Source organism: Bradyrhizobium sp. SZCCHNR1017 (assembly GCF_032381375.1).
Lineage (GTDB): Bacteria > Pseudomonadota > Alphaproteobacteria > Rhizobiales > Xanthobacteraceae > Bradyrhizobium.
This window is the reverse complement of sequence record NZ_JAUHIR010000014.1, coordinates 12872-38436: the sequence shown is the minus strand read 5'-3', so window position 1 is coordinate 38436 and position 25565 is coordinate 12872. Positions and strand designations below refer to the sequence as shown.

At 65.8% G+C, this 25565-nt stretch carries 24 protein-coding genes; 12 read left to right on the top strand and 12 right to left on the bottom strand.

Annotated features, from left to right (window positions below):
• Position 1 precedes the first annotated feature (1 nt).
• Positions 2-1183: a hypothetical protein gene (locus tag QW863_RS27920; RefSeq protein WP_315716462.1), complete on the bottom strand. Its 1182-nt coding sequence runs from the start codon at positions 1181-1183 to the stop codon at positions 2-4.
• 25 nt (positions 1184-1208) lie between these two features.
• Positions 1209-1838 (bottom strand): CoA pyrophosphatase, encoded by a 630-nt coding sequence (locus tag QW863_RS27915; protein ID WP_315716314.1) that lies wholly within the window; start codon positions 1836-1838, stop codon positions 1209-1211.
• 80 nt (positions 1839-1918) lie between these two features.
• Here QW863_RS27915 and QW863_RS27910 point away from each other — a divergent pair, with 80 nt between their 5' ends.
• From QW863_RS27910 to QW863_RS27895, 4 genes are all read left to right on the top strand, one after another.
• Complete coding sequence (locus tag QW863_RS27910) at positions 1919-2341, top strand: PaaI family thioesterase (protein ID WP_315716316.1); 423 nt, start codon at positions 1919-1921, stop codon at positions 2339-2341.
• Positions 2342-2532: 191 nt separating this feature from the next.
• Positions 2533-3543, top strand: a complete 1011-nt coding sequence (locus QW863_RS27905; protein ID WP_315716317.1) for an aldo/keto reductase — start codon at positions 2533-2535, stop codon at positions 3541-3543.
• A 122-nt stretch (positions 3544-3665) separates the two neighbouring features.
• Positions 3666-4904, top strand: a complete 1239-nt coding sequence (locus tag QW863_RS27900; protein ID WP_315716318.1) for a restriction endonuclease — start codon at positions 3666-3668, stop codon at positions 4902-4904.
• A gap of 155 nt (positions 4905-5059) precedes the next feature.
• Positions 5060-6373, top strand: coding sequence for a tetratricopeptide repeat protein (locus QW863_RS27895; protein ID WP_315716319.1), 1314 nt, complete (start codon positions 5060-5062; stop codon positions 6371-6373).
• A 6-nt stretch (positions 6374-6379) separates the two neighbouring features.
• On the opposite strand, the gene QW863_RS27890 is transcribed toward QW863_RS27895, so the two are convergent.
• The gene (locus QW863_RS27890; protein WP_315716320.1) at positions 6380-7345 is read right to left on the bottom strand and encodes an NAD(P)-dependent oxidoreductase; all 966 of its coding nucleotides are present in this window, start codon (positions 7343-7345) and stop codon (positions 6380-6382) included.
• A gap of 155 nt (positions 7346-7500) precedes the next feature.
• Positions 7501-8802, bottom strand: coding sequence for a Xaa-Pro peptidase family protein (locus QW863_RS27885; protein WP_315716321.1), 1302 nt, complete (start codon positions 8800-8802; stop codon positions 7501-7503).
• A gap of 122 nt (positions 8803-8924) precedes the next feature.
• Here QW863_RS27885 and QW863_RS27880 point away from each other — a divergent pair, with 122 nt between their 5' ends.
• From QW863_RS27880 to QW863_RS27870, 3 genes are read left to right on the top strand one after another with little or no spacing between them, the layout of a single operon-like run.
• Entirely contained in the window at positions 8925-9986 is a 1062-nt protein-coding gene (locus QW863_RS27880) for a LacI family DNA-binding transcriptional regulator (RefSeq protein WP_315716322.1), read from the top strand.
• Between the two features lie 57 nt (positions 9987-10043).
• On the top strand, positions 10044-10862 hold the full coding sequence (locus tag QW863_RS27875; protein ID WP_315716323.1) for a CoA transferase subunit A: 819 nt from the start codon (positions 10044-10046) through the stop codon (positions 10860-10862).
• Complete coding sequence (locus QW863_RS27870; RefSeq protein ID WP_315716324.1) at positions 10859-11608, top strand: CoA-transferase; 750 nt, start codon at positions 10859-10861, stop codon at positions 11606-11608. The genes QW863_RS27875 and QW863_RS27870 overlap by 4 nt, the downstream gene beginning before the upstream one ends.
• A gap of 358 nt (positions 11609-11966) precedes the next feature.
• On the opposite strand, the gene QW863_RS27865 is transcribed toward QW863_RS27870, so the two are convergent.
• The gene (locus QW863_RS27865) at positions 11967-12425 is read right to left on the bottom strand and encodes a hypothetical protein (protein WP_315716325.1); all 459 of its coding nucleotides are present in this window, start codon (positions 12423-12425) and stop codon (positions 11967-11969) included.
• Positions 12426-12537: 112 nt separating this feature from the next.
• Positions 12538-14010: a radical SAM/SPASM domain-containing protein gene (locus QW863_RS27860; protein ID WP_315716326.1), complete on the bottom strand. Its 1473-nt coding sequence runs from the start codon at positions 14008-14010 to the stop codon at positions 12538-12540.
• Positions 14011-14089: 79 nt separating this feature from the next.
• Here QW863_RS27860 and QW863_RS27855 point away from each other — a divergent pair, with 79 nt between their 5' ends.
• From QW863_RS27855 to QW863_RS27840, 4 genes are all read left to right on the top strand, one after another.
• A complete protein-coding gene (locus QW863_RS27855) occupies positions 14090-14551 on the top strand; it encodes a DUF1843 domain-containing protein (RefSeq protein ID WP_315716327.1) in 462 nt (153 codons plus the stop codon).
• A gap of 19 nt (positions 14552-14570) precedes the next feature.
• Positions 14571-15041, top strand: a complete 471-nt coding sequence (locus QW863_RS27850; RefSeq protein WP_315716328.1) for a hypothetical protein — start codon at positions 14571-14573, stop codon at positions 15039-15041.
• Positions 15042-15135: 94 nt separating this feature from the next.
• On the top strand, positions 15136-15564 hold the full coding sequence (locus QW863_RS27845) for a hypothetical protein (protein WP_315716329.1): 429 nt from the start codon (positions 15136-15138) through the stop codon (positions 15562-15564).
• Entirely contained in the window at positions 15453-16475 is a 1023-nt protein-coding gene (locus QW863_RS27840) for a caspase family protein (RefSeq protein WP_315716330.1), read from the top strand. Before QW863_RS27845 ends, QW863_RS27840 begins: the two co-directional genes overlap by 112 nt.
• Before the next feature lie 5 nt (positions 16476-16480).
• On the opposite strand, the gene QW863_RS27835 is transcribed toward QW863_RS27840, so the two are convergent.
• Complete coding sequence (locus QW863_RS27835; protein ID WP_315716331.1) at positions 16481-17953, bottom strand: D-aminoacylase; 1473 nt, start codon at positions 17951-17953, stop codon at positions 16481-16483.
• Positions 17954-18208: 255 nt separating this feature from the next.
• On the opposite strand from QW863_RS27835, the gene QW863_RS27830 reads away from it, so the two are divergent.
• Positions 18209-19246, top strand: a complete 1038-nt coding sequence (locus QW863_RS27830; protein WP_315716332.1) for a zinc-dependent alcohol dehydrogenase family protein — start codon at positions 18209-18211, stop codon at positions 19244-19246.
• A 26-nt stretch (positions 19247-19272) separates the two neighbouring features.
• Here QW863_RS27830 and glgA read toward each other — a convergent pair whose 3' ends face one another.
• The 5 genes from glgA to QW863_RS27805 form a co-directional block, all read right to left on the bottom strand.
• Complete coding sequence (gene glgA, locus QW863_RS27825) at positions 19273-20739, bottom strand: glycogen synthase GlgA (RefSeq protein WP_315716333.1); 1467 nt, start codon at positions 20737-20739, stop codon at positions 19273-19275.
• On the bottom strand, positions 20736-22001 hold the full coding sequence (glgC, locus tag QW863_RS27820; RefSeq protein WP_315716334.1) for a glucose-1-phosphate adenylyltransferase: 1266 nt from the start codon (positions 21999-22001) through the stop codon (positions 20736-20738). The genes glgA and glgC overlap by 4 nt, the downstream gene beginning before the upstream one ends.
• 144 nt (positions 22002-22145) lie before the next feature.
• Entirely contained in the window at positions 22146-23093 is a 948-nt protein-coding gene (locus QW863_RS27815) for a carbohydrate kinase (protein WP_315716335.1), read from the bottom strand.
• On the bottom strand, positions 23093-24742 hold the full coding sequence (locus QW863_RS27810) for an FGGY-family carbohydrate kinase (RefSeq protein WP_315716336.1): 1650 nt from the start codon (positions 24740-24742) through the stop codon (positions 23093-23095). The genes QW863_RS27815 and QW863_RS27810 overlap by 1 nt, the downstream gene beginning before the upstream one ends.
• A 31-nt stretch (positions 24743-24773) precedes the next feature.
• Positions 24774-25547: an SDR family NAD(P)-dependent oxidoreductase gene (locus QW863_RS27805; RefSeq protein ID WP_315716337.1), complete on the bottom strand. Its 774-nt coding sequence runs from the start codon at positions 25545-25547 to the stop codon at positions 24774-24776.
• Positions 25548-25565 lie beyond the last annotated feature (18 nt).

Below are 25565 nucleotides of genomic sequence, written 5' to 3'. Positions count from 1 at the left end.
CTCAGAACGCGGCCGCCAGTTCCTTGGCGCCGGGCAGGCTGCTGAGCGAGTCCATCCTGGAATCCGTCACCGCAAGCAGCTTCGCCACGGTGTTGTGGCGAACGGCGACCGGATTGCGCTCGTAGCCGCCGCGCTGGAAGAAGTTGGCCGTCGGAACCTGATCGCGCATCTCGAGCGGCATCGTCACCATGTCGAAGCCCGTGCCGTCGCCGGTGAGATTCATCATCTCGAGCTCGGCGGCCGAAAGCGGCCGCGTGTAGCCCTTGGCGCGTGCGAACAGCACCGAGGTCAAGAGCTTGTGGGTCTGCAGCATCGGCCCGACGTCGATGTCGAGCACCATCGCATGCATGGCCCAGCCTTGCGGCGTGTTGCCGATCTTCTCATGCGCCGACCAGTCGTCCGGCACGGAGCGCGCAATCGCGACCATCTTCTTCAGGACCGCGAGTTTGTGCTCCATCGCGCCGCGTGCCGGGCCGGACGTCCGAGCCACGCGTTCGCCGAGCAGGCGGATGAACAGCGGCCCCTGCTCGGCCAGCAGCTCGACGCTGTTGGTGGTCAAGAGCTGATTGTAGCCGATCGCGGTCGAGATCGCGCGGTTGCCCTTGAAGCCCGATTGCGAGTCGTGCTTGCCGTTGCCGCCGGTCTCGAAGGCATAGACGCGCACCGCCTGCTCGCGCGTCAGTCCCGACGCCGCGGCGAAGCGCGCATAGGCGCGTTTGAAATCGATGTCGTTGGCAGGGCGCTGCGGCGACCATTGGAAATGCTCCTGTGCCGCCTTCACGAGGTCGGCGACCACGGGGATGTATTTGCGCTCGCGCGGCTCGCCCTCAGGTTCCGGCTCGGGGTTCACCGGCCGCTTCGGCCCGGTGTAGACCGGCGGCTGCTCCAGCACGTAGTCGTCGAGCCCGATCGGCTGGCGGTCGCGACGCTTGGCGTTGCGGATGCGGCGCTTATCGGAGATTGCCTTCCAATAGGCGCCCGCCTCCTGGTCGAACACCGCCCGCGCCTGCTGATATTCGGCGAGTTTGCGCTGGTACTCCGCGATCGCGGCGGGCGAGGCCATCTGCGCCAAAGCTTCGCGCGGTGCGACCGGTGAGCCGGGTTCCGCGGCGAGCAACGGCGGCGCGCCCGAAACGGCGCAGGCGAGAATCAGGACAAGCGTGCGAATCGGCTGATGCAGCATGCCGCCCTTGTAGCCGAAACGGCGGCTACTTCCAGGCAAACACCGGCTGTTCCAGCTCATGCACCCGGGTGTCGCGGCCGGACAGCACCTCCCGGAACTGATAGATCAGCGCTGCGGTGGGCGCGTGAATGAGGCCCTCGCGGGCGTGAAAGCGGATCACGCGCCGCGTGCTCTCGGGGATCACGGTGAAGTCGAACGCGTCGTGCGCCGTGATCGCATCCAGGCCGATCCGGTGCACCGAGGAGACCTCGTCCGGATTCGGCCGCAGCGTGCGGCCATTGGCCGCCCATACCACGACCGGGGTAATCAGATAGCCCGACCGTGTCGGGTAGTCGTCGAGCAGGCCCAGCACCGCATCCGGCGCCAGGATCAGCCCGAGCTCCTCTGCGAGCTCGCGCAGGGCGGCCTCGACCGTGGTTTCGCCGGCGTCGCAGCGTCCACCCGGCAGCGCCCATTGCCCGCCATGGCTGCGCAGCCCTGCGGCACGCAGAGTGAGCAGCAGCGCCGTGTTGCCGGTCTCGTGGTGGGGGGCCAGCGCGATCACCACCGCCGCGCGCTTCAGCGAGGCCGCCGCCGCAGTCGCCTCCAGCCGCACGAAGCCCGCGCAGCAGCTTGCGATTTTCCGCCTGGTGGCATCGTCGAACGGCATCGGCATGCAGCTTGACTACACCAGGCCGGCGACAGATGAAACGACCTCCAGGCCGGCTCGGGCCACAACGGGAAGGGTCTTCAGCGATGACGAAATCGGCCGCGGCCAGGATGACGTCCGACGGCTGGGAGATCGTCGACACCTCCGGTTTCCTGCATCTGATCGGCCCGCTGTGGCAGCGGGTCGTCGGCGGTGTCCACGAGTACGCCATCGTCACCGAGGACAAGCACCACAACCGCCGCGGCCTGGTCCAGGGCGGCGTGATCATGACGCTGGCCGACCGCAGTTGCGGCATGACGGCCCGCTACGCCGCAGGCAAGGAGCACATGGCGACGATCCAGTTCGACACGCATTTCGTCGAGTCCGGCAAGATCGGCGAGACCCTGGTGTCGCGGCCGCATGTGGTGCGGATCACCCGCAGCCTGGTGTTCATCACCACCGAGGTCACGGCCGGACCTCGCGTGATCGCGATGGCCTCGGGCGTGTTCAAGATCTTGAAGAGCGAATAGGGGTCACTCGCTCCGCCGTCATCGCGAGGAGCGCAGCGACGAAGCAATCCAGGGTGGCGGAAAGGACTCTGGATTGCTTCCGCCTACGCCCCAAGGGCTTCGGCGGACACGTCGCTGCGCTCGCAATGACGCGTTGATGGGTTTATCGTCCTATCAAACCCATGCGCGCGTGTGGCAAGAATGAGGCATCAATGAACTATCGCCAGCTCGGCCGTTCCGGCCTGAAAGTGTCGCCGATCTGCCTGGGCACGATGATGTTCGGCGGTCCCACCGACGAGCCGGCATCCGCCCGCATCATCGCCAAAGCGCGCGACGCCGGCATCAACTTCATCGACACCGCGGATGCCTACAACAAGGGCGTCTCGGAAGAGGTGGTCGGCCGCGCCATCGCGCGCGAGCGCGACCGCTGGATCGTCGCCACCAAGCTCGCCAACCCGATGGGCGACGATCCCAACCGCGCCGGCCTGTCGCGGCGCTGGGTGCTGCAGGCCGCGGACGAAAGCCTGCGGCGGCTCGGCACCGGGCACATCGACATCTACTACCTGCACAAGGAAGATCACGCGACGCCGCTCGAGGAAACCGTGCGCGCGATCGGCGATCTCATCCGTGCCGGCAAGATCCGCTATTTCGGCGTCTCCAACTACCGCGCCTGGCGGCTCGCCGAGATCTGCAATCTCTGCGACACCATCGGCATCGACCGCCCTGTCGTCAGCCAGCCCTACTACAACGCGATGAACCGGATGCCCGAGGTCGAGCACCTGCCGGCCTGCGGCTATTACGGCCTCGGCGTCGTGCCCTACAGCCCGCTGGCGCGCGGCGTGCTCACCGGAAAATACAGCCCCGATGCGCCGCCGGACATGGACACCCGCGCCGGCCGCAACGATACGCGAATGATGCAGACCGAGTGGCGGCCCGAATCGTTGAAGCTGGCGCAGGAGATCAAGCGTCACGCCGAGGCGAAGGGCTTCACGCCGGGACAGTTCGCCGTGTCCTGGGTGCTCAACTCCGCCTTCATCAGCTCCGTGATCGCGGGTCCGCGCACCGAGGCGCAATGGGACGACTACATCCGCGCGCTCGACTATCCCTTTGCCGCCGACGACGAGGCGCTGATCGACCGGCTGGTCGTGACCGGTCACGCCTCGACGCCCGGCTACAACGATCCGGCCTATCCGATCGAGGGCCGCAGGCCGCGGGTGGGCTAGCACTCTTACAGGAGCCCGTAGAACAACAGCTTCAACCGAAAGGAAAAAGATATACTCAATAGATATTGATGAGGCGACGTGGCATGCTCCGCATCCCAACTCAATCGATGCTATGATTGGTGATGTCGATGACCGAACCGTCGTTGCCCGAACCTATTGTCCAGGCCCCCCTCTATCCGCCCTTTTCCGAAATCGCTCATGCGATTCGGCTGCTCGAAGGTGAGCCTGTCCAACGGGTGCGCGATATGCTCAGCGCAATCGCGGCGCAAATGGGCAGCCCCCAGAACCCCGTTGATTGGTCAACTCCAGACTCCTGGATTGCCGAGCGCCTTACTGGCGACCTCGAAATTCTGGCCCGGAAGATATGGGAAGGTAGCAATAAGGAATTGAATCCCCGCTACCTGAATGGTTGCTACCTGTTCATAAATCGCATGAATTTACTGGATCAGATTCATGGGATCTACAAATTGGGCGAGCGAGGAAGAAAGTTCCTAGCCCAGAACGAAGGGCTTTTCCAGGAATTGGACGCTGCGGAAGGCATCCCAAAATTACTATCGCTTGTCGCCGAGCGTTCACCCTGCAAACGCGGAGACATTTTGCCGGCATGGTCAGATTATCTCAAAGCTGTATCCCAATTTTCAACTCCAAACACCTTCGCAGACACTCTCAGACGCCGACTGATAGCAGCTGTGGAGCGCGGTCTAATCTCCCGAGAAGGCAACTTCTATGCAATCACCGATCTTGGCCTTCGCTGGCTGAAAGGGTTTTCTGCGCCGGTTGACAGCGCTCCAATCGCGGCTCCTTCACCCAAGCGAACCACAGTAGCCGAAGCTGCCCACGCACACAACGAGGAGCAATTGTCTGCATTTCGAACTCGTTTAATGCAGCTCGAGCCGGTTCAATTTGAACATTTCGTCAAGGAGCTCCTTGATGCCATGGACTACGAGGATGTCCGCGTCACGAAATTTAGTGGCGACAAGGGAGTTGACGTTGTTGCACGCGTACAATTTGGCATCACCGAGATTACTGAAGTTGTGCAGGTAAAGCGAACGGAAGGGACGATAGTCCGGCCAAAGATTGATGAGCTCCGAGGAGCGCTACCTTATCATAAAGCCATCCGAGGAACCATTATCAGTCTTGGCAGCTTTGCAAAGGGCGCACAGGAAGGAGCCTTGTTTCCCGGCGCGGCACCGATAACACTGATCGATGGAAAGCGACTGCTAGACCTCTGTATCAAGCATCAGGTAGGAATTCGTCGTCGCCCCGTGGAAATCTATGAAATAGACGATTCCTTCTTTTTGAGAAAATTCAATCGGGAAGATGTTGAGGAGGCTACGCCTATTCTCGACGAGACTGACTAGCTGCTGTGGATTAGGACGCCTTCGATGAAGATGGATATCGATACGCCTGTAGCCAGACGTATGACTACGTCATTTCATCTAGACGCGCATCAAGTGCTCCGGCTGCGCCCTCGCTCATACCTGATATCTGATCGCAGGCATCGGGTGGGCTAAAGATGGAGGTGGATCGCTACGGCCTGCCACTGTCGACCGCCTCCACTGACGCGGCCGCAGCCTATCGCGAGGGCATGGATCTGCTGCTCGCATTCTGGCCCGGGGCCATTGACGCGTTCGAGCGGGCGATCATGCTCGATCCGGAGTTCGCGCTGGCGCACGCGGCGCGTGCTCGCATCCACGCGATCTACATGCAGCGCGAGGCGGCGCTCCAGACCATCGCACGCGCCCGCGATCTCACTGCCAAGCGCGGCACCCCGCGCGAGCAGAGCCATGTCGCGACCCTGGTGCTCGCCATCGAGGGACGCGGCACTGACGCGCTGACATCGACCCTGGCGCATCTGGCGAACTGGCCGCGGGACGCCATGATCATGGCGCTCCCGCTCGGCGCTTTCGGCCTGCTCGCCTTCTCCGGCCGCGCCGATCACGATGCCGCTCGCCGCGACCTCTGCGACCGCTTCGCCGCTGATTATGGCGAGGACTGGTGGTTCATGTCCAACCATGGCTGGGCCCTGACCGAGTCCGGCGAGTTGGCGAAGGGCCGCGCCGTCACCGAGCGCAGCTTCGCGCTGCGCCGGCACAACGCCTATGCCGTGCATGCGCTGCTGCATGCGATGTTCGAGGAAGGCGCGGTGGACGAGGCCGATGCGCTCGTCGAGGGGTGGATCGGCGACTATGACCGCACGGGAATGCTGCATGGCCATATCTGCTGGCACCAGGCGCTCGGCGCGCTGGACCGGGGCGATGCCGACAAGGCGCGGGCGGTCTATACCGACGTGCTGGTGCCGACGATGGACTCGGCGCCGCCGCTCAACACCCTGTCCGACTGCGCCTCGCTGCTGTGGCGGCTGATGGCTGACGAGCAACCGGTGCCGCCCAACGCATGGGCCGACACGGCGGCCTATGCGAGCACGCGCTTCACGGGTTCGACCCTCGCCTTCGCCGAGATGCATCTGGTGATGATCGCGGCAGCAACGCATGACAGCACCGCGCTCAAGGGACGCCTTGCCGCGATCGAGCGGCGGCAGGCCGAGGGCAGGCTGCCGGCCGGGCGCATCGTGCCGCACATGTTGCGGGCGCTGCGTGCGTTCGCCGACGACAATTGGCGCGGATGCGCGCGCGAGCTTGCGCCCGTCATCGGCGATCTCCCCCGCATCGGCGGCAGCCACGCCCAGCGCGAGGTGATCGAGGACACCTACATCCTGGCACTGATCCGCAGCGGCGCGCTGGCTCAGGCGCGAGACCTGCTCGATGCCCGCCTGCACCGCCGCCCCTCCGCGCGCGACACCCGCTGGCGGGCGCTCACCGCGAGCTGAGCCGGATTATCCCTCGGTCTCCAGCCCGGTCGGCATCGGCACGTTCTCCGGCGCCAGCTTGACGCCGGCCGCCAGCGCCACGGTCTCCAGCAGCGCCGCAAAATCCTTCTCCAGATAGGCGGCAGGATCGGCCTGCAGCGAGGCCGCGCCGACATGGGCCTGCAATGCCTCGCGCGTCGCGGCCGTCACCGGCATCGCGACGTCGAGCTGGCGCGCCGCCGACAGGCCGAGATCGAGATCCTTGCGCAGCAGCGGCGGCGTGAAGGTCGTGGTCCAGTCGAGATTGACCAGCGCGTTGCTCTTGTACTTCGTGAAAGTCGAGCCCATGACGCTGGCGTTCATGAAGTTCAGGAAGGCATGGCGCGGCACGCCGGCCTTCTGCGCCAGGATGGTGATCTCGGCGAGGTTCTGGATCACGACGCCGAGGAAGACATTGTGCGCGATCTTGCAGATGCGCGCGAGCTCGCCCTCGCCGACATAGGACACGCCGGAGACAGCGATCTTCGCCAGATAGGGTGCGATGACCTCGAATGCGGCCTTGGGGCCGGAGACGACCGACGACAGCTTGCCGGCCTTGACGCATTTGCCGTTGCCGGACACCGGCGCGCGCACGAACTCACAGCCCAGTCGAACGAGCCTGGCGGCGATTGCCTCCGACTGCTCGATGCCGATCGAGGAGCAGTCCACCAGGATCCGGGGACGCGATCCGGAACTGGCAGCCACCAGGCCGTTGTCGCCGAAATAGACCTGCTCGAGATCCTTGCCCGTCGACACCATCGTGAACACGATGTCGCACGCGGCGAGATCGCGGGGATGATCGACGATCACGCCCCCTTTCGCCGCCAGCGGCTCGGCCTTGGCGCGGGTGCGATTGTAGATCGACACCTTGTGGCCGGCCTTGAGCAGGCGCTCGGCCATGGGATAGCCCATGCGCCCCATGCCGATCCAGCCGAGCGAATGCGTCGTGGTCATTGTCGTCTCCTCGTCCTACTTATCACGGATGCGGTCATTGCGAGGAGCGAAGCGACGAAGCAATCCAGAGTCACGGCTGCCACCCTGGATTGCTTCGCTTCGCTCGCAATGACGAAAACACGAAGACCACTCTCCTGGTCGCACCGTTCGTTCGCTCAATAGCGGTTGGCGATCGGCAATTCCTCGGCCGGGAACAGCGTGATCACCTGACAGCCCTTGTCGGTGACCACGACCTCCTCCTCGATCCGCGCGGCCGAGAAGCCGTCGGTCGCCGGACAGTAGGTCTCGAGCGCGAACACCATGCCGGTCTTGATCTCCATCGGATTGTCCAGCGAGACCAGCCGCGAGATGATCGGGCGCTCATGCAGCGCGAGCCCGAGGCCGTGGCCGAACTGCAGGCCGAAGGCGGCCATCTCCGAGGGAAAGCCGAACTCCTCGGCCTTAGGCCAGACCTTGGCGACGGTGTCGGTCGAGACGCCCGGCTTGATCAGCGCGATCGCATGATCGAGCCATTCGCGGCACTGCTTGTAGGCGTCGTGCTGCGCCGGCGTGGCGCGGCCGACGTTGAAAGTGCGGTAGTAGCAGGTCCGGTAGCCCTGATAGGACTGCAGGATGTCGAAGAACGCCTGGTCGCCCGGACGCAGGATGCGGTCGGTGAAATTGTGCGGATGCGGATTGCAGCGCTCACCGGAGATGGCATTGATCGCCTCGACGTCGTCGGAGCCCATCTCATAGAGCATCTTGTTGGCGAGCGCGACGATGTCGTTCTCACGCACGCCCGGCTTCAGGTGTTCGTAGATCGAATGATAGACACCGTCGACCATGGCCGCGGCCTGATTCAACAGCATGATCTCGTCGATGTTCTTGATCTCGCGCGCGTCCAGCATGACCTGCTGGCCGTCGACCACCTTCATGCCGGCCTTCTGCAGCTCGAAGAACATCGCGGTCTCGGCGAGGTCGACGCCGACCGGCATGTCGGCAACGCCGGCCGACCGCAACAGGCTCATCACCTCCTCGGCATGCGCCTTCATCAGTCCGACCGCCGGCGGCACGGTGCCGCGCATGCCGAGCATGCCGGCGCGGCAGTTCTCCGGCGCCAGCCAGTCGCAGAACAGACGATGGTGGACGGCTGCCGAACCGAAATCCCACACGATCGGCTCGCCGTCGCCGGCCAGCAGCGCGAAACGGCACAGCTTGTCGCGCTCCCATTCGCCGATCTTGGTGCCGGACACGTAGCGAATGTTGTTGACGTCGAACAGCAGCAGCGCACCATAGCCCGACGCCTTCAGCGCCGCGCGCGCCCGCGCCAGTCGGTAGCGCCGCAACCTGTCGAAATCGATGCGGCGCTCGAAATCCACCGAGACATGGCCATGCGACGGAATCGCCCGCCCCCAGCGCCAATGCGGATCGAGATGCTCCGGGCTGACCAGATGCGGCTTCAGCGCGCTGGCTGTCATGTGGGCGTTTCCCATTGTGCTCTTGCAATCGATTGCAGAGCCGGATTTATTGCACGCACGCAAAATGTGTCAAGGTACCGCGCGATCAAAACGTCGCTGCGCTGCGGCATCGGGGAGCGGAGATGAAACGGACGTCGCCATCGACAAGGAGCCCGCGCGCAACGGCGTCCTCACGCCCGACGATCAAGGACGTCGCCGCGCGCTGCGACGTGCATCCCTCCACGGTGTCGCGCGCGCTCAGCCCGGCCATGAAGCATCTGGTGGCGGGCGATGTCGTGGAGCGGATCCAGGCCGCCGCCAACGCGCTCGGCTATCGGCTGAACATGGCCGCCAAGGGCCTGCGCACCGGGCGCAGCGGCCTGATCGGTGTGCTCGCGCCCGATATCGCCGATCCCGGCTTCCCGCCCGTGCTGTCCGGCATCGCCGATCGTCTCAACGCCGAGGGCTATGCGACGATCGTCGTCGACGTCGGCAGCAAGGGCTCGGAGCAGGATCTGGTCGACCGGCTGATTGCCCGCGGCGTCGACGGTCTGGTGCTGGCGACGGTGAGCTTGCGCGACGATGTCGTGAAGCACTGCCTGGACGCGGCGCTGCCGGTGGTGCTGGTCAATCGCGTCGATGCCGCCGGACTCCTGCCCTCGGCAGCCAGCGACGATGCCGCCGGCATGCGTCTCGCCGTCCAGCATCTCGTCGCGCTCGGCCACCGCCGCATCGGTCACGTCGCGGGCCCGCAGCACGTCTCGACCGGCGCGCACCGCCGCGCCGGCTTCGAGGCCAGCATCAGCGTCGCGGGACTGTCCGCCCGCCATGCGCCGGTCGAAGCCGTCGAAGCCTATACGCGGGCGGCGGGTCGCGAGGCTGCGCTGCGCCTGCTCGCGCGGCGGACGCGCCCGACCGCAATCGTCGCCGCCAATGATCTGCTGGCGCTCGGCGTCTATGACGCGATCGCCGCGCGCGGCCTGACCTGCCCCGGTGATATCTCCGTGGTCGGCCACAACGACATGCCGTTCGTCGACATGGTCGCGCCGCCGCTGACCACGGTGCGGATCGCCCAGCGGGACATGGGGGAAGCCGCGGCGCGGCTGCTGCTCGACCGCCTTGCCGGGCGCGAGGCAGCGACCGACCACATCGTCCTGGCGCCGGAGCTCATCATCCGCGGCTCGACGATCGCATACGAGCACTGACAGGTCCGCGGGGCATCGCTACACTGCGCGGCAAAGCAACTACGGGAGGATACGCCGATGACGGAGATGGTCGGTCTGGAGGCGCTCGTCGCATCCATCGCACCGGGGCAATCGATCGCGATCCCGGTCGACCGTGCCGGCGTCTCGATGGCGGCGACGGCGGCCATGATCGAGGCCGGCCTCACCGGACTCCATCTCGTCTGCGTGCCGATATCAGGCCTCCAGGCCGATCTGCTGATCGGCGCCGGCGTGGCCGCGGTGGTGGAAACCAGCGCCGTCTCGCTCGGCGAGGCCGGCGGCGCACCGCGCTTCGTCTCGGCCGTGCGCGACGGCAGCATCCGCCTGCGCGATGCCACCTGCCCTGCGATCCATGCCGGCCTGCTGGCCGGGCAGAAGGGCGTGCCGTTCATGCCGATCGCCGGCATCATCGGCAGCGATCTGCTGCAGGTCCGCCCCGATTGGAAGGTGATCGACAGTCCGGTCGGCGAGCCCGGCAAGGTGGTCGTGGTGCCGGCGATCACGCCCGACGTGGCGCTGTTTCATGCGCCTGAGGCCGACCGCTTCGGCAATGTCCGCATCGGTCGCTACCGCGAGCTGGCGACGATGGCCTATGCGGCGAAGCGCACGCTGGTCACCGTCGAGCGCATCGTCGATCGCGATTTGATGGCGACCGAAGACTCGGCGGCCGGCGTGCTGCCGGCGCTGTATGTCGATGCCATCGCGGTGGCCGCGAACGGGGCCTGGCCGCTGCCGCTGTGGGACGAATACGAGACCGATGGCGCCGAGCTGGCGCGCTACGCCGCGATGGCGCGCACCAACGAGGGCTTTCGCAGCTATCTCTCCGCCTTCCTGGCCCGCAGCAAGCAGGTGGCATGACCATGCACGATGAACGCGCGCGCAAGGAGCTGCTGATCACCACCATCGCCGACCTGCTCGATGGCATCCGCCATGTCGCTGTCGGCGCCTCGTCGCCGATCCCGGCGGCCGGCGCGATGCTGCTGCGCGCACGGAACGCGCAAGCGGGCAAGCCGCCGGTCCGCATCTCGATCCTCGGCTCGAGCCGGCACAATTTCTTCACCAATGGCGGCGTCGAGCTGTTCGACTGCGCCGCGCAGGGCCGCGTCGACGCGTTTTTTCTCGGCGGCGGTCAGATCGACGGCAGCGGCAACATCAACCTGGTCGGCACCGGCGACTATCCGCGGATGGATGTGCGCTGGCCGGGCTCGTTCGGCTCGGCCTATCTCTACCATCTCATTCCGCGGGTGATCCTGTTTCGCGAAGAGCATTCGCCGCGCGTGTTGGTGCCGAAGGTGGATTTCGTCAGCGCCGCCGCGACCACGCCGGAGGTGAAGCGGCGCGGCGGCCCGCAGGCGCTGCTGACCAATCTGGCGCTGTTCGATTTCGACCGCGAGCGCGGCGGCTTCCGGCTGCGCTCGGTGCACCCGGGCTACTCCGCCGACGACGTGCGCGATCGCACCGGATTCGATTATGCGGTGCCGGAGATCGTGCCGCCCACGCCCGCGCCGGACCGGGCGACGGTCGAGCTGATCCGCGGCCGGATCCTCGACGAGCTCGCCGAATGCTATCCGGAATTCGCGCGCGCGATGGCTGCAGCGGCTTAGCTAGCGATCCAGGCTACGCCTGTCCATGCTGGTGCCGACGCCAAAATTGGATCGCCAATTGGATGGATAGGCCACCGCGCGCCGCGGGGCGGGCATTTTGAACTCGGCAAATCCGCCAAGGCTCAAATGGACGAACGAGTAAGAAAACTCAGGCCCATCGCCATTCCGCGGAGCTATGCTGCGACCGGAACGGTTTGCCGCCACTGGTAGCGGCGGGTCTGGCGCACGCGCCGTCCACGATGCCCGGGGGGCCAAAGCCGCCCGTCGACTCGGTCGGCATCATGCGATGCCGCGCCGGTGAAACCGGCGCACGGGCAAGCCGCGCGCCGCCTTCAGCGTTGATCAGTTTCACCGTTGATCAGTGACGTGCCGCCGCAGCACCGGCATAGACACCGGCAATGAAGGCCGCCGCCGCTCCGGCAACGGGCGCCAGCGCCGGAACGAACTTCGCGCCAGCCGCAGTATCGATGATCTGCTGCAGCGCATTGCCGTCCTTGGCCTGGGCGGACTCCTGGTAGATGCGCGTTGCGGCTGCTTCGATCTCGGCGAAGGTCGCCGTGCAGATCACCTTGTCGATGCCCTGATACGATACAGGTCCGGCTTTGCTGTCGTGAAGGTATTGATGCGTGAGTTGCAGGCCACCGCCGATGATCGCTCCTGCGGCTGCAGCGCCGAGCGCCAGCACGGCGGGCGCGATCTTCGGACCGAATTCCTTCGCGCCCGCTGCTCCTGCTTCAGCGAACGCCAGAGCCGGCATGTGCAGCCAGGACACGGGAATGTTCGCCAGCGCGGCTCTGACGTCTTCATTTGCATTCATGGGATACTCTCCTCGGTTGGGTTTGATTGGACCAGACGACTTTCGCCAGCGCCTTCCCGCGGCCGCAGGTACCGACGAACGACTCCGCTCAACCTGCGGAGGCGCCCTTCGGTCAGGCGGGCGCCGCGATACGGCGCAGGATTTGTTCGATCTCGTTGTGGTGCTGCATGACGCGTTGCACGACCCGCACGTGATCATCGGCCCTGTTCGTTGCGTCCGCGCCTGCGCGGCAATGCGGGCATTCCGGCTCTCCCTGATAGAAGAAGTGCTTGCAGGACTCGCAGAGCAGCAGCTGGTCCAGCCTCGCCGCCGCGTCAGGCGCGAGATCCTGGAACTCGTCGCTCGCGTACACTTCCTGGCCGTATCGGCGGCCGTGGGCGTCCTCGATCATGATGTCGAAGCAGCCATGGTCGAACGGCTGTCGTCCCGATGGCCTCGTCCGCTGCACGATCACCTCGCGCCAGCCGCGTTCGGCCAGCCGCAATACCCGGTAGTGGCAGAACGGATTGTTGCCAGGCCGTCCCGACAGCACGTGCGTGGTCCAACTGCACCCGGCGCGGCACATCGGACCGTAGTAGCACTTGGCGCAGAACCCCCAGCGGCGCCCGCGGCTCTCGTCGAGATCGCGCATGAAACGCAGTTCGGCGCTGTCGTTCCAGATGTCGGTAAATGATCGATCGCGGATATTGCCGCCGACATAGGCGGCCGTAGGGAGCGACGGGCAGCCCTTGATGGCGCCGTCAGCCTCGATTCCCAGGCCAGCCCGTCCGGCCTGGCAGCCGCCGTAGTATTCGAATCGTCCGGAGATACTGCGCCAAGCCGCTTCGTATGGGCCAAAATACCCGATGTTGTTACCGGGCATAAGCTGCAGGCCGCGATCGAGGCCCTCTTCGAACAGTGCAAACAGCTCCGGCATCAGCGCAGCGAGATCGAAGGGCTGCAGCAGCAAGGATGGAGCATCGGCCGCATTGCCCATGGGCACGGTGAGCTGAATCTGCCAGGCGGAGGCCCCGGCGTCGATGATCGTATCGAAAATGTCGCGCAGGCCGCCCAGGGTAAGACGATTGACCTGCGAGTTGGCGGTCGCCATCAGCCCATGCTTTCGCGCGTTCCGGATCGCGGCCACCGCTTGGCCGTGGCTGCCCTTGATACCGCGGAGCCGATCATGTGTAGCGGCCGGGCCGTCGATGGAAACGCCGACGGTCTTGAGTCCGGCGCGCGCGGCTGCTTCGATCTTCGCTTCCGTGAGTGCCCGGGCGCCGGTCTGCAGGCCGCAGACAATGCCGTTGCGAGTGATCTCCTCGACGAGGACCAGCCAATCGGGGCGGAGGTAAGCTTCGCCGCCGATCAGAACGATCTCCTTGGTGCCAGCGCGCGCAAGTTCGCCAATCAGAGCGATGCATTCCGCGGTGGTCAGCTCGTCATTGCGAGGTGCGCCGGCCCGGGACCCGCAATGGCTGCACTTCAGGTTGCAGAGGAGCGTGATCTCCCAGACCACATAGCGCGGTTGAGCGGTAGGCAAGCCGCCGGAAGGGATTGATCGGACCGGCATCTCGGTATCGGCGTGGGGTACACGAGAGAACATGAAATTTGCCGCGACATCGTTGACGATTGGTATCGTAAAATACTAACCTTAGATTGTATAGAGGACGAGGGAGGCGAATTTGGCGAAGGAAGGCGTTCCAGGCGGAGTGGTGCCTCTGTACGGCCTTGCGATCGGCAATGCGCTCGCAAGTGGCGGTATCACTCTGGACGAGTTGGTCACATTGCGCTCGCACGCGAAGGCGATCGTCGACGCTCAAGGCGATCTGGTTTCTGCGGTGAACGCGCTCGACGAGGAAATCGTCAAGCGCGGCGGACAGGCGGCCGCCAAGGGCGCGGCGCCTGCCGAGGTGGTGCCATCCGAACGCTTCACCGTGCAGATCACCGGCCTTCCGATCGAGCCACAGGCGAGACAGAGCATCGAGCAGGCCGTCAATAATGCGGTGAAGGCTGCCATTGCCGCTCACGACAGCGGCGGCGACCTGAAGATCACGGCGTTGTCTCAAATCCAATCGTTCGGGGGAACGCACGGCGGCGCCACTGCGGGTCTGATCGCCACGATCGATCTTCAGTCAGCGCCTTGAAGGTCTGGAGGGCGACATCATGACCGAGAAGAGTACAGCTGGCGGAATCGCATCCTTCGCCGGTGGAGCAATCATGGTCTATGGCGTTGCCATTGGCAACGCGTTGGCGGCGGCCGTCAAAGGGCCCGCATCCATCGACGATCTGGTGTCGTTGCGCGACCATGCGCGCCAGATCGTCGGCGTCCAGGGTGATCTTGTTGCGGCGCTGGCCGCTTTGGACGCTGAGATTGCGAAGCGTGGAGGCGACAAGGCGGCGCCCGCGCCGGAGATGGAGCGCTTCGTCGCTCAGATCGATGGCGGTCCGCTCTCCGGCCAGTTGAAGTCTGAGATCGAGCAAGCCATTCAGAAGGCGGTGACGGCTGAAATCGCAAAGCTCGATACGCGCGGCGACATGGTTGCGACGCCGCTGTCGCAGATCAAGGCGTTCGGAGCGGGACCTGGCTCCCACATTTACGGAGCTGTCTATCGACCGAAGCTGGATAATCCCTGAGTGCGGTCGAATGCCCGGCACACGTTCGGATCACGGCGATGTCCAGACCAAGCAAGCCGGGCGAGGCGAGAGCTAATCGAGAGGCGTTCAGGCGATGTCCGATGCAGCATCCGTGAAGCCGAAGTCGGTGCCGATGTGCCCGAGTTCGCGCTGCGCCGACGGCAACACGCTGCTCGGCATCGTCAATGCCGAGGGCCGGATCGATTTCATTCCCGAGCGCTTCGAGGTCGACGCCGCCTTCGTCGCGATCGCCCGGCAGGGACGTCCGCCGGAACAGCGCTTCCGCTTCTCGTCGCCGTGCCTCGCGCGCGACTGCGGAAAGTGGGACGGCAAGCGCTGTGGCGTCGCCAAGATCCTGAACGAGCACGGGCTGGAGCTCTTGCCGAATGAGCGGACCGTGGCGCTGCCGCGGTGTTCGATCCGCGCGAACTGCCGTTGGCACGGCGACTACGGCGATGCGATCTGCGCGGTCTGCGCCTGGGTGGTCACGGAAAGCGGCAATCGGCTCGAACCGCCGGCTTGATGTTTGCGAGCCGAGACATCAGGGGGACGGAAATGGCCAAGGGCATTTCGCTGCATATCGGTCTCAATCGGCTGGATCCGAAGCACTATGCTGGGTGGGACGGCAAGCTGAACGCCTGTGAGAATGATGCGCGCGCGATGGAGGCGATTGCGAAGACGGCGGGCTATCGGACCGGCATTCTGCTCAGCGAGCAGGCCACGCGCGGCGCCGTGACCGACATGCTGACGATGGCCGCCCGCGACTTGAACAGCGGAGACATTCTGCTGCTGACCTATTCGGGCCACGGCAGCCAGGTTCCGGACCTCGATGGTGACGAGATCGACGCACTCGATGAGACCTGGTGCCTCTATGACGGACAGATGATCGATGATGAACTCTATCGCGTGTACGGCGCGATCGCCGATGGCGTTCGTGTTCTGATTCTCTCCGATTCCTGCCATAGCGGCACTGTGGCCAAGGTGAGCTACTACGAGATGGCGCAGGCCGCCGGCTTCGCCGGGAATTTGGATATCGCCGTGGCCGGCAGGGCCGCGACGAAAGGGATCAGCTATGCGCCCAAGTTCTTGCCGCAGGATATCGCCCTTCGTACGTATGAGCAAAACCGCGCATTTTATGAAGCCATCGGCCGGGCCGCGAAGGGCGCGCCGGGTGCGGAGTCGAGCGATGTCGCCAAGGCCAGCATCCGTCTGATCTCGGGCTGCCAGGACAATCAGGTGTCATTCGATGGCGCCATCAACAGCGTCTTCACCGCGGCGCTGCTGCTGGTCTGGGCGAACGGTCAATTCAAGGGCAACTACAACGATTTCCACCTTCAGATTCAGCGCAAGATGCTGCCGACGCAATCGCCGAACCATTACAGGACCGGCAAGGAAGATCGTGAGTACGACAGCCAGCGCCCGTTCACGATCTAGCTAGATCACTGCCGTGATCCGCGCGTGATCACCTGCCCCGCACGCGCCTTCTGGTGCGTGCCCTGCCACCAGGTCAGCGCGCCATTGACGATGACGGCCTCGATGCCGGCGGCCGGCACGCAGGGGGCATCATAGGTCGCGCTGTCCCGGACGCTGGCGGCATCGAAGATCGTGATGTCGGCATGGTTGCCGACCGCGATCGTGCCGCGTCCCTCGACGCCGAAATTCTGCGCGGTCAGCCCGCTCATCTTCCACACCGCGGTCTCCAGCGAGAACAGCTCGAGCTCGCGGCAGTAGTAGCCGAGCACGCGCGGGAACGTGCCCCAGAGCCGCGGATGCGGACGCTCGCCGAACGGCAGGCCGTCGGAGCCGATCATGGTGGGCTCGAAGGCGAGGATGGTCTGCACGTCGGCCTCGTCCATCGCGAAGTAGATCGCCGACGCCGGCTGCAGCCGCTTGGCGGCTTCGAGCCGGTCGACGCCCCAGCCAGTGGCGATGTCGGCGAGATCCCGACCCGCCATTTCCGGATGGGGTCCGGAGGCCGCGACGACGACCTTGACCTGCAGCTTGGCCGGGTCGGTGTGCAGCATGGTCGACGAGGCGTTGTAGGGATAGCAGTCGAGTGCGACGCATTGGCAGCTCATCGCCTTCGTGATCAGCGGCAGCGTCTCCCTGGTGCGGCCGAAATTCGCTGGCCCCACCACCTTGTGATGCGAGATCACGACCTGGACGTCGAGCGCCTTGCCGATGGCAAAGCTCTCCTCCAGCGACTGGATCACCTCGTTCGCCTCGTTGCGCATATGCGTGGCATAGACGCCGCCGCTGCCTGTGAGCGGACGGCACACCTCGATGATCTCCTCGGTCGGCGCCGCCTCCGCCGGCGGATAGAACGTCCCGGTCGAGACGCCGATGGCGCCGGCGTCGAGCGCCTCCTGCACATGCGCGCGCATCTCGGCGATCTCCACGTCCGTCGCGGCCCGGCCGAGGTCGCTCACGACCGACGCACGCAGCGCGGTGTGGCCGACCATGGGCGCCACGTTGACCGCCGCGGGCGCCGTGCGCAGCGCGGCGACGTAGTCGGCGAACGCGGCATACTCGACCACCTGTCCCTCGCTCGGCGATAGCAAGCCGAGCGGCATCGGCCGCGGCGAGCCCGGCTTCAGCGGCGCGATGCTGACGCCGCAATTGCCGGTCACGACGGAGGTCACCCCCTGCGAGACCTTGCAGGTCATGTCGGGATCGACCAGCACGGCGCTGTCGTCATGGGTGTGGGAGTCGATGAAGCCCGGCGCAACGATGAGGCCGGTGGCGTCGATCTCCCGCCTGGCTCGCCGGCCGTCAAGCCCGCCGATGGCGACGATGCGGCCGTCCTTGATGCCGACATCCGCCTCGAAGCGTGGCGCACGCGTGCCGTCGATGACGGTGCCGCCGCGGATGATCAGGTCGAAGGACTCGGACGAAGGCTGGTTGTCGGTCATGAAATCTCACGCGGAATTGTAGGAAGCCGGGAGACTATCCGCGAGCCGCACCGATGCGTCCAGAGCGATGCGCATGTGATCCGAGCCGGGCTGGACTGCATTGGAGGCGCGACGCGCGTCCGCCGTCGCCTTTCGTCCTGGCCACCCGGGACACACGATAGTGATAGGGACTCTGGCCAGGATTGATACGCCTCAACGGCGCGCGACCTCTCTGGCGCCATCCATCCTCCGGGAAGCAACCTGCGGAGGTACGTCATGAAAGCCCTGGTCTATCATGGTCCCGGCCAGAAATCTCTCGACGAGCGCCCGAAGCCGACCATCATCGAGCCTGGCGATGCGGTGGTCAAAATCCTGAAGACGACGATCTGCGGCACCGACCTTCACATTCTCAAGGGTGACGTGCCGACATGTACACCGGGCCGCATTCTCGGCCACGAGGGCGTCGGCGTGGTCGACGCGGTTGGCAGCGCCGTGCGCGCGTTCAAGCCGGGCGACCACGTCATCATCTCCTGCATCTCGGCCTGCGGAACCTGCGACTATTGCCGGCGCGGCATGTATTCGCATTGCCGCCATGGCGGCTGGATCCTCGGCAACAAGATCGACGGCACGCAGGCGGAGTATGTTCGCACGCCTCACGCCGACACCAGCCTCTACCACGTGCCTCCTGGGACTGAGGAGGATGCGCTGGTGATGTTGAGCGACATCCTGCCGACCGGTTTCGAATGCGGCGTGTTCAACGGCAAGGTCGAGCCGGGATCGGCGGTGGCGATCGTCGGCGCCGGCCCGATCGGATTGGCGGCGCTGCTGACGGCACAGTTCTATTCGCCGGCCGAGATCATCATGATCGACCTCGACGACAACCGGCTCGAGGTCGCCACCCGCTTCGGCGCCACCAGCGTCGTCAACAACGCCGACGGCAAGGCCGTCGAGAAGGTCCTGGCGCTGACGAATGGCCGCGGCGTCGACACGGCGATCGAGGCAGTCGGCATGCCCGCCACGTTCGTGACCTGCGGGGACATCATCGCCCCCGGCGGCACCATTGCCAATGTCGGCGTGCATGGGGTCAAGGCCGACCTGCATCTGGAGAAGCTGTGGGACCGCAACATCGCGATCACGACGCGGCTGGTCGATACGGTGACGACGCCGATGCTGCTGAAGACGGTGCAGTCGCGCAAGCTCGAACCGAAGCGGCTGATCACCCATCGCTTCAGGCTTGATCAGATCCTCGATGCCTACGAGACGTTCGGCGCCGCGGCCAAGACCCATGCGTTGAAGGTTCTCATCGAGGCATAGGCCTCCCGACCCGTACGCCGCGGCGCTCAGCCTGCCGGACGCCGCTGCGCGACGATCTGCCGGTAGAGTTCGGCGTAACGGCCGGCGCGGTGGCGCCAGGAGACGTCGGTCAGCATCGCATTGAGCTGCATGCGGGTCCAGTTCGAGGCGTTGCTGCGCGCGGCGTAGAAGGCCGCAGCGGCGCGGCGCAGGGTCTGATCGAGCGCCTCCGCTGTCACGGACGCGCACTTGAACCCGGTTGCGGCGACGCCGGCCTCGGTCTCGTCAATGACGGTGTCGGCAAGACCGCCCACCGCAGTGACGATCGGCAGCGCGCCGTAGCGCAGGGCGCAGAGCTGCGTCAGCCCGCACGGCTCGAACCGTGACGGCACGACCAGCGCATCGCAGCCGGCCTGGATGAGATGCGCCAAGCCCTCGTCGTAGCCGATGACGACGCCGATCTTTGCGGGATCGTTCGCGGCCGCGGCACGGAACGCGTCGCGCAGCTCGGCCTCGCCGTCGCCGAGCAGCGCCAGCTGGATGCCGCTACTGGTCAAGGTCGGCAGGCAGGACAGCAGCAGGTCGAGCCCCTTCTGCGAGGTCAACCGGCTGACGACGCCGAGCAGGAACGTCTCCGGCGCCACCTGCAGGCCCATGCGCGTCTGCAGCGCCGCCTTGTTGGGTGCCCGCGCCTCGATCCGGTCGATGCCGAAATGCGAGGCGATCGCCGGATCGCTGCCGGGATCCCACACCGCCGTGTCGATCCCGTTCAGGATGCCGACGAGGTCGGACGCACGCTGACGCAGCAGGCCGCCGAGGCCCATGCCCTGCTCGTCGCTCTGGATTTCCCGCGCATAGGTCGGCGACACCGTCGTGATCTTGTCGGCGAACTGCAGTCCCGCCTTGAGGAAGCTGATGTCGCCGTAATATTCGAGGCCGTAGATCGAGAAGGATTCCGGCGGCAGGCCGAGCGGCGGCAGGAAGTGGCGCGGAAAGCGGCCCTGGAACGCCAGATTGTGCACGGTCACGACCGTGCCGGGATGCGGCCGGTGGCTGTACAGCAGATAGGCCGGCACCAGCCCAGCCTGCCAGTCGTGGCCGTGGACGACATCGGGCACGAAGGCCGGCACCGCGCCGAGGCCGATATAGGACGCCGCGCGGGCCAGTGCCGCGAAGCGGAACGCATTGTCCGGCCAGTCCTTGCCGTCGGGCCCCAGATAGGGGTTGCCCTCGCGGTCGTAGAGATGCGGTGCGTCGAGCACGAACAGGTCGAGCGCGCCATGGCTGCCGCCGAGCAGCCGGGCGTTGCCGCCGAAGAAGTTCGGCAGCGAGCTGATCTCGCTGGCCTGCTCCAGCGCCTTCATGACCGCGGGATAGCCGGGAATCAGCGTGCGGACCTCGACATCCTCCGCCAGCAGCGCCCACGGCAGGGCGCCGACGACATCGGCGAGGCCGCCCGTCTTGACGATGGGATAGACCTCCGAGGCAACCGACAGAACGCGCAGTGGCGTCATGAATTGAGCCCGTCGATCATCGGCTGGGTAATCAAGGTCACGCCGTTCTCCGTGGTCCTGAACCGCTTGGCGTCGAACTCCGGATCCTCGCCGACCACGAGCCCCTCCGGAATCTGCACGCCGCGATCGACCACCACGTTGGTCAGGCGCGCATGGCGCGCGACGTTGACGTAGGGCAGCAGCACCGCGTTCTGCAGCTTGGCGTAGGAATGCAGATGCGCTCCCGTGAACAGCAGCGAGCGCTGCACCTGGGCGCCGGAGACGATGCAGCCCCCGGACACCAGGGAGCAGGTCGCCTCGCCGCGGCGTCCATCCGTGTCATGGACGAACTTGGCCGGCGGCGTGATCTCAGAATAGGTCCAGAGCGGCCAGGAGCGATCGTAGAGATCGAGCTCGGGCACGACGTCCGTCAGATCCAGATTGGCCGCCCAATAGGCGTCCACCGTTCCAACGTCGCGCCAGTAGCTGCCCTGATCGTGGGCGGCGCGGACACAGGAGCGCGAGAACTGGTGCGCCACGGCGCGGCCGTTCCTGACGATGTAGGGAATGATGTCGCGGCCGAAATCGTGGTTGGAATTCGGTTCCGCTGCGTCGCGCTTCAGCTCCTCGAACAGGAATTTGGCGTCGAACACGTAGATGCCCATGCTCGCGAGCGACTTGTCGGGCTTGCCCGGCATCGGCGGCGGATCGGCCGGCTTCTCGATGAAGTCGCGGATCGTGTCGTCCTCATTGATGTGCATGACGCCGAAGCCTGAGGAGTCCTCGCGCGGCATCTCCAGGCAGCCGACGGTGACGTCGGCGCGCTGGTCGACATGCTGCTGCAGCATCAGCTCGTAGTCCATCTTGTAGATGTGGTCGCCGGCCAGCACGACGATGTATTTCGTGTTGTAGGTCTCGAGAATGTCGATGTTCTGGTACACGGCGTCGGCCGTGCCGACGTACCACATCGTCTCGGAGACGCGCTGGCTCGCCGGCAGGATGTCGAAGCTCTCGTTGCGCTCGGGGCGGAAGAAGTTCCAGCCCATCTGCAGATGGCGGATCAGGCTGTGCGCCTTGTACTGTGTCGCCACGGCGATGCGCCGGATGCCGGAATTGACGGCGTTCGACAGCGCGAAATCGATGATGCGCGACTTGCCGCCGAAATAGACGGCGGGCTTGGCGCGCCGGTCGGTCAGCTCCAGCAGCCGGCTGCCGCGTCCGCCAGCCAACACGAAGGCCAGCGCGTGACGGGACAGCGGCTCGGTCCGTGCGGCGGGTGCCATGGTTCTCCTCCCTGCAACTCTTTGTCGCGTCAAGATTTCCGCGGCCCGGGCAGAGGAGTCTCGCGATCGCGCTTCCTCGTCCGGTACTCACATATGACGGGGGAACAGCCAACCAGTTCCCAATGACGAGTGCAATGGGGAGCTTCAGCCCAGGCGATCCCAGGTTGCAGCCACGTCGTCCCAGCGCGGCGGGTCGGCGCCCTCGCGGGTGCAGGTGACGGCCGCACAGGCTGCGGCAAAGGCGAGCGCCTTGCGCATTTCGGTCTGGCTCAATCCTCTCAGGGCCTCCCGGTCGATGCGGCCGAGCTTGCGCAGCGCGAACAACAGCCCCGCCTGGAAGGAGTCGCCGGCGCCGATCGTATCGACCACCTCGATCGCGGGGACCGCGACCTCGACCGCGCCGGCCTGCGCATGCCAGCCGAGCGCCCCCTTGGGACCCCGCGTGACGACGATCAGGCTGGCGCCGCGCGCCAGCAGCGCGTCCGCCCGCGCAGCGTAGTCGTCGTGGCCATGCAGATAGTCGAAATCGACATCCGACATCTTGATCAGGTCGGCGCTCGCGGCGAACCCATCCATCTCAGCGCGGTAGCCAGCCTTATCAGTCACCAGATTCGGACGGCAGTTCGGGTCGAAGGAGATCGTCACCGCGCCCTGCGTGGCGGCGATCAGCGCACGGGTCTCCGCGGCACCGAGATCGTGGATCAACGTGGTCGATCCGACATGGATGGCGTCGATGTCTGCAAAGGCAATACTGCCCGGCCGGAACGTCCACTTCCGCGCGGCGGTCTCGGCGTCGTAGAAGGCATACTGCGCCTCGCTGCCGACATGGCGCACGAAAGCGAGCGTGGTCTGGTCCGGGCTGCGCGCGGCGTAGCCGAGGTCGACGTGCGAGCCTTGGGCATGCGCCGCGATCATGGTGCCGAACAGGTCGGTCGAGATGCCACCGACGAAGCCCGTGGGCGCGCCGAGCCGCGCCACGCCGACGGCGACGTTCAGGCAGGAGCCGCCGACCACTGGCCGCAAGGCATCGCGCCCGTCGGCCAATCTGGCCGGGACGAAATCGATCAACGCGTCGCCGCAGCTCAGGATCATCAGCGTGCCTCCTCATCGGCACCATGCATCACGGAACGGCTCTCGCGATCAAGCGCTCGCAGCAAGCCGTGGATGCGCCGCTTGCGGCGATGGAAGGCCGCGATGTTCGGATCGGTCGGGTCGCTGAGACGCCCGAGCGAGGACATCGAGGCCATCGTATCGCCGATCGAGCGGAAAGCGCCGCTGGCGACCGCGCCGAGCATGGCCGCACCGAGCAGCACCGGCTCCTGGGTGCCCGGCAGCGCCACCGTCAATCCCGTCGTATCGGCCATGATCTGGCGTACCAGCGGGCTGCGTGAGGCGCCACCCGCCATGACCAGCGTCCGGCTGGTAACGCCGTTGGCGGCGAAGGCATCGATGACGTCGGCAAGGCCATAGGCGAGCCCGCACAACCCGGCCATGAACAGCCGCTCCATCGCGGAGACATCGGCATCGAGATCAAGGCCGGCAATGACGGCGCGCGAGTCCGGATCGGCATAGGGCGAGCGGTTGCCGAGAAATTCCGGGAGAATGTGAAGATCTCGCGCCAGCAGCGCCGCGCTGCCGGCATTCGGCACCCGCGCCATGATCCGTTTTTCGAGCAGGGTGATCAGGTCGAGCCCTTCCGCGCGCGCCGCAGCGGTCGCCTCGGCCGCGGCCGGGTGCGAGCGCAGCAGATGATCGATCGCCGCCCCCGCGGCAGACTGGCCACCCTCGTTGAGCCAGAACCCAGGCACCATGCCCTGATAATACGGTCCCCACACGCCGGACACGAAGGACGGCACCCGCGTCGTCGCCATGATGCAGGCCGAAGTCCCCATGATGTAGGCGAGCCGGTCGCAGACATCGACCTCCCCGCCGTCAGCCGCGCGGCCACCGATGGCGCCGATGCCGCCGGCATGGGCATCGATCAGCGCGGCTCCGACCGGCGTACCCGCGACGAGCCCGAGTTGTTCGGCCGCGTCCTGCGACAGCCCACGGCCGAGCGGCGTACCGGGCGCGACGATCTCGGTGCCGATCCGCGCGTAATCCTCGCGGACGAAATCCTCCAGCCCGATACGGCGAAAAAAGGCCGCGCTCCAGCACGTCTCGTGCGCCAGATAATTCCATTTACAGGTGACCGTGCACATCGAGCGTGCCAGAGAGCCTGACGCACGCCAGGTGAGGAAGTCGGCGAGATCGAAGAAATGGCCGGCCGCATCGAAACTCTTGCGCAGATGCCGCTTCAGCCACAGCAGCTTCGGCATCTCCATTTCCGGCGAGATCGAGCCGCCGACATAGCGCAGCACCTCGTCTTCGGTGGCATTGATGTCGCGCGCCTCCGTCAGCGCGCGATGATCCATCCACACGATGACATTGCGGCTGGCGTCGCCGGAGCCGCTGACGGTGACCGGCGCGCCCTGGCGGTCCAGCACCACCAGCGAGCAGGTGGCATCGAAGCCGATCCCCTTGATCAGCTCCGGCGCGATCGCGGCCTCCGCTAGCGCGGCTTTGACCGACGCGCAGCACGCACGCCAGATGTCGTCGGACGACTGCTCGACGACATCACCGGCCTCGTGCCAAGTCTGGATCGGATGCCGCGCCGCGGCAAGCAGCCGGCCGTTGCCGTCAAAAATCCCGGCGCGCGTGCTGGTTGTGCCGACATCGACACCGATGAACGCCTGCCGCATGTTTCGCTCCCGTCAATTCTTTGACGCGAGCTTACCAGCAAGTGTAGCCGCCATCGACAACGACGACGCTGCCGGTCATCAAACTTGCGGCTTCCGAGGCCAGGAACAGCACCACCGAGGCGATCTCCTCGACCTGCCCCATCCGTGCCATCGGGGTTCCACCGATCCAGGCGTCGTACATCCGCGGATTGCTCTTCACGAAGGCGTTCAGCGGAGTCTCGATATAGGTCGGCGCGACCGCGTTGACGCGGATGCCCCGCGCGCCCCATTCGGCCGCCAGCGACTTGGTCAGATGGTGCACCGCAGCCTTGGACGCGTTGTAGAAGCACTGCTCCTGCGGCTTGTTGACGATGAAGCCGGACATCGAGCCGATGTTGACGATGGCGCCACTGTTGGCCGCCAGCATGTGCTTGCCGAAGGCGCGGCAGCACCAGAAGGTGCCGTTGAGATTGACGTCCAGCACGTTCAGCCAGTGCTCGTCGGTGACGGTCTCGGCCGGCGTCTCGCTGCGCGCGATGCCGGCATTGTTGACGAGGATGTCGATGCCGCCGTAGCGCGCGACCAGATCGTCGGCCACCTCGTTGACCTGAGCCGAGTTGGTGACGTCCATCAGCGCGGTCTCGGTGTCATAGCCCTTGGCCTTCATCGCCGCCTGCCCGTCCGCCGCCGCCTTGGCGTCGCGATCGGCGATCACGACATGCGCGCCCGCCTCCGCCAGCGCCTCGACGCAGGCCAGGCCAATGCCCTGCCCGCCGCCGGTGACCAACGCGGTCTTGCCGTTCAGTTTGAATTTTTCGAGATACATCGTCGTGGTCCGTTGTTG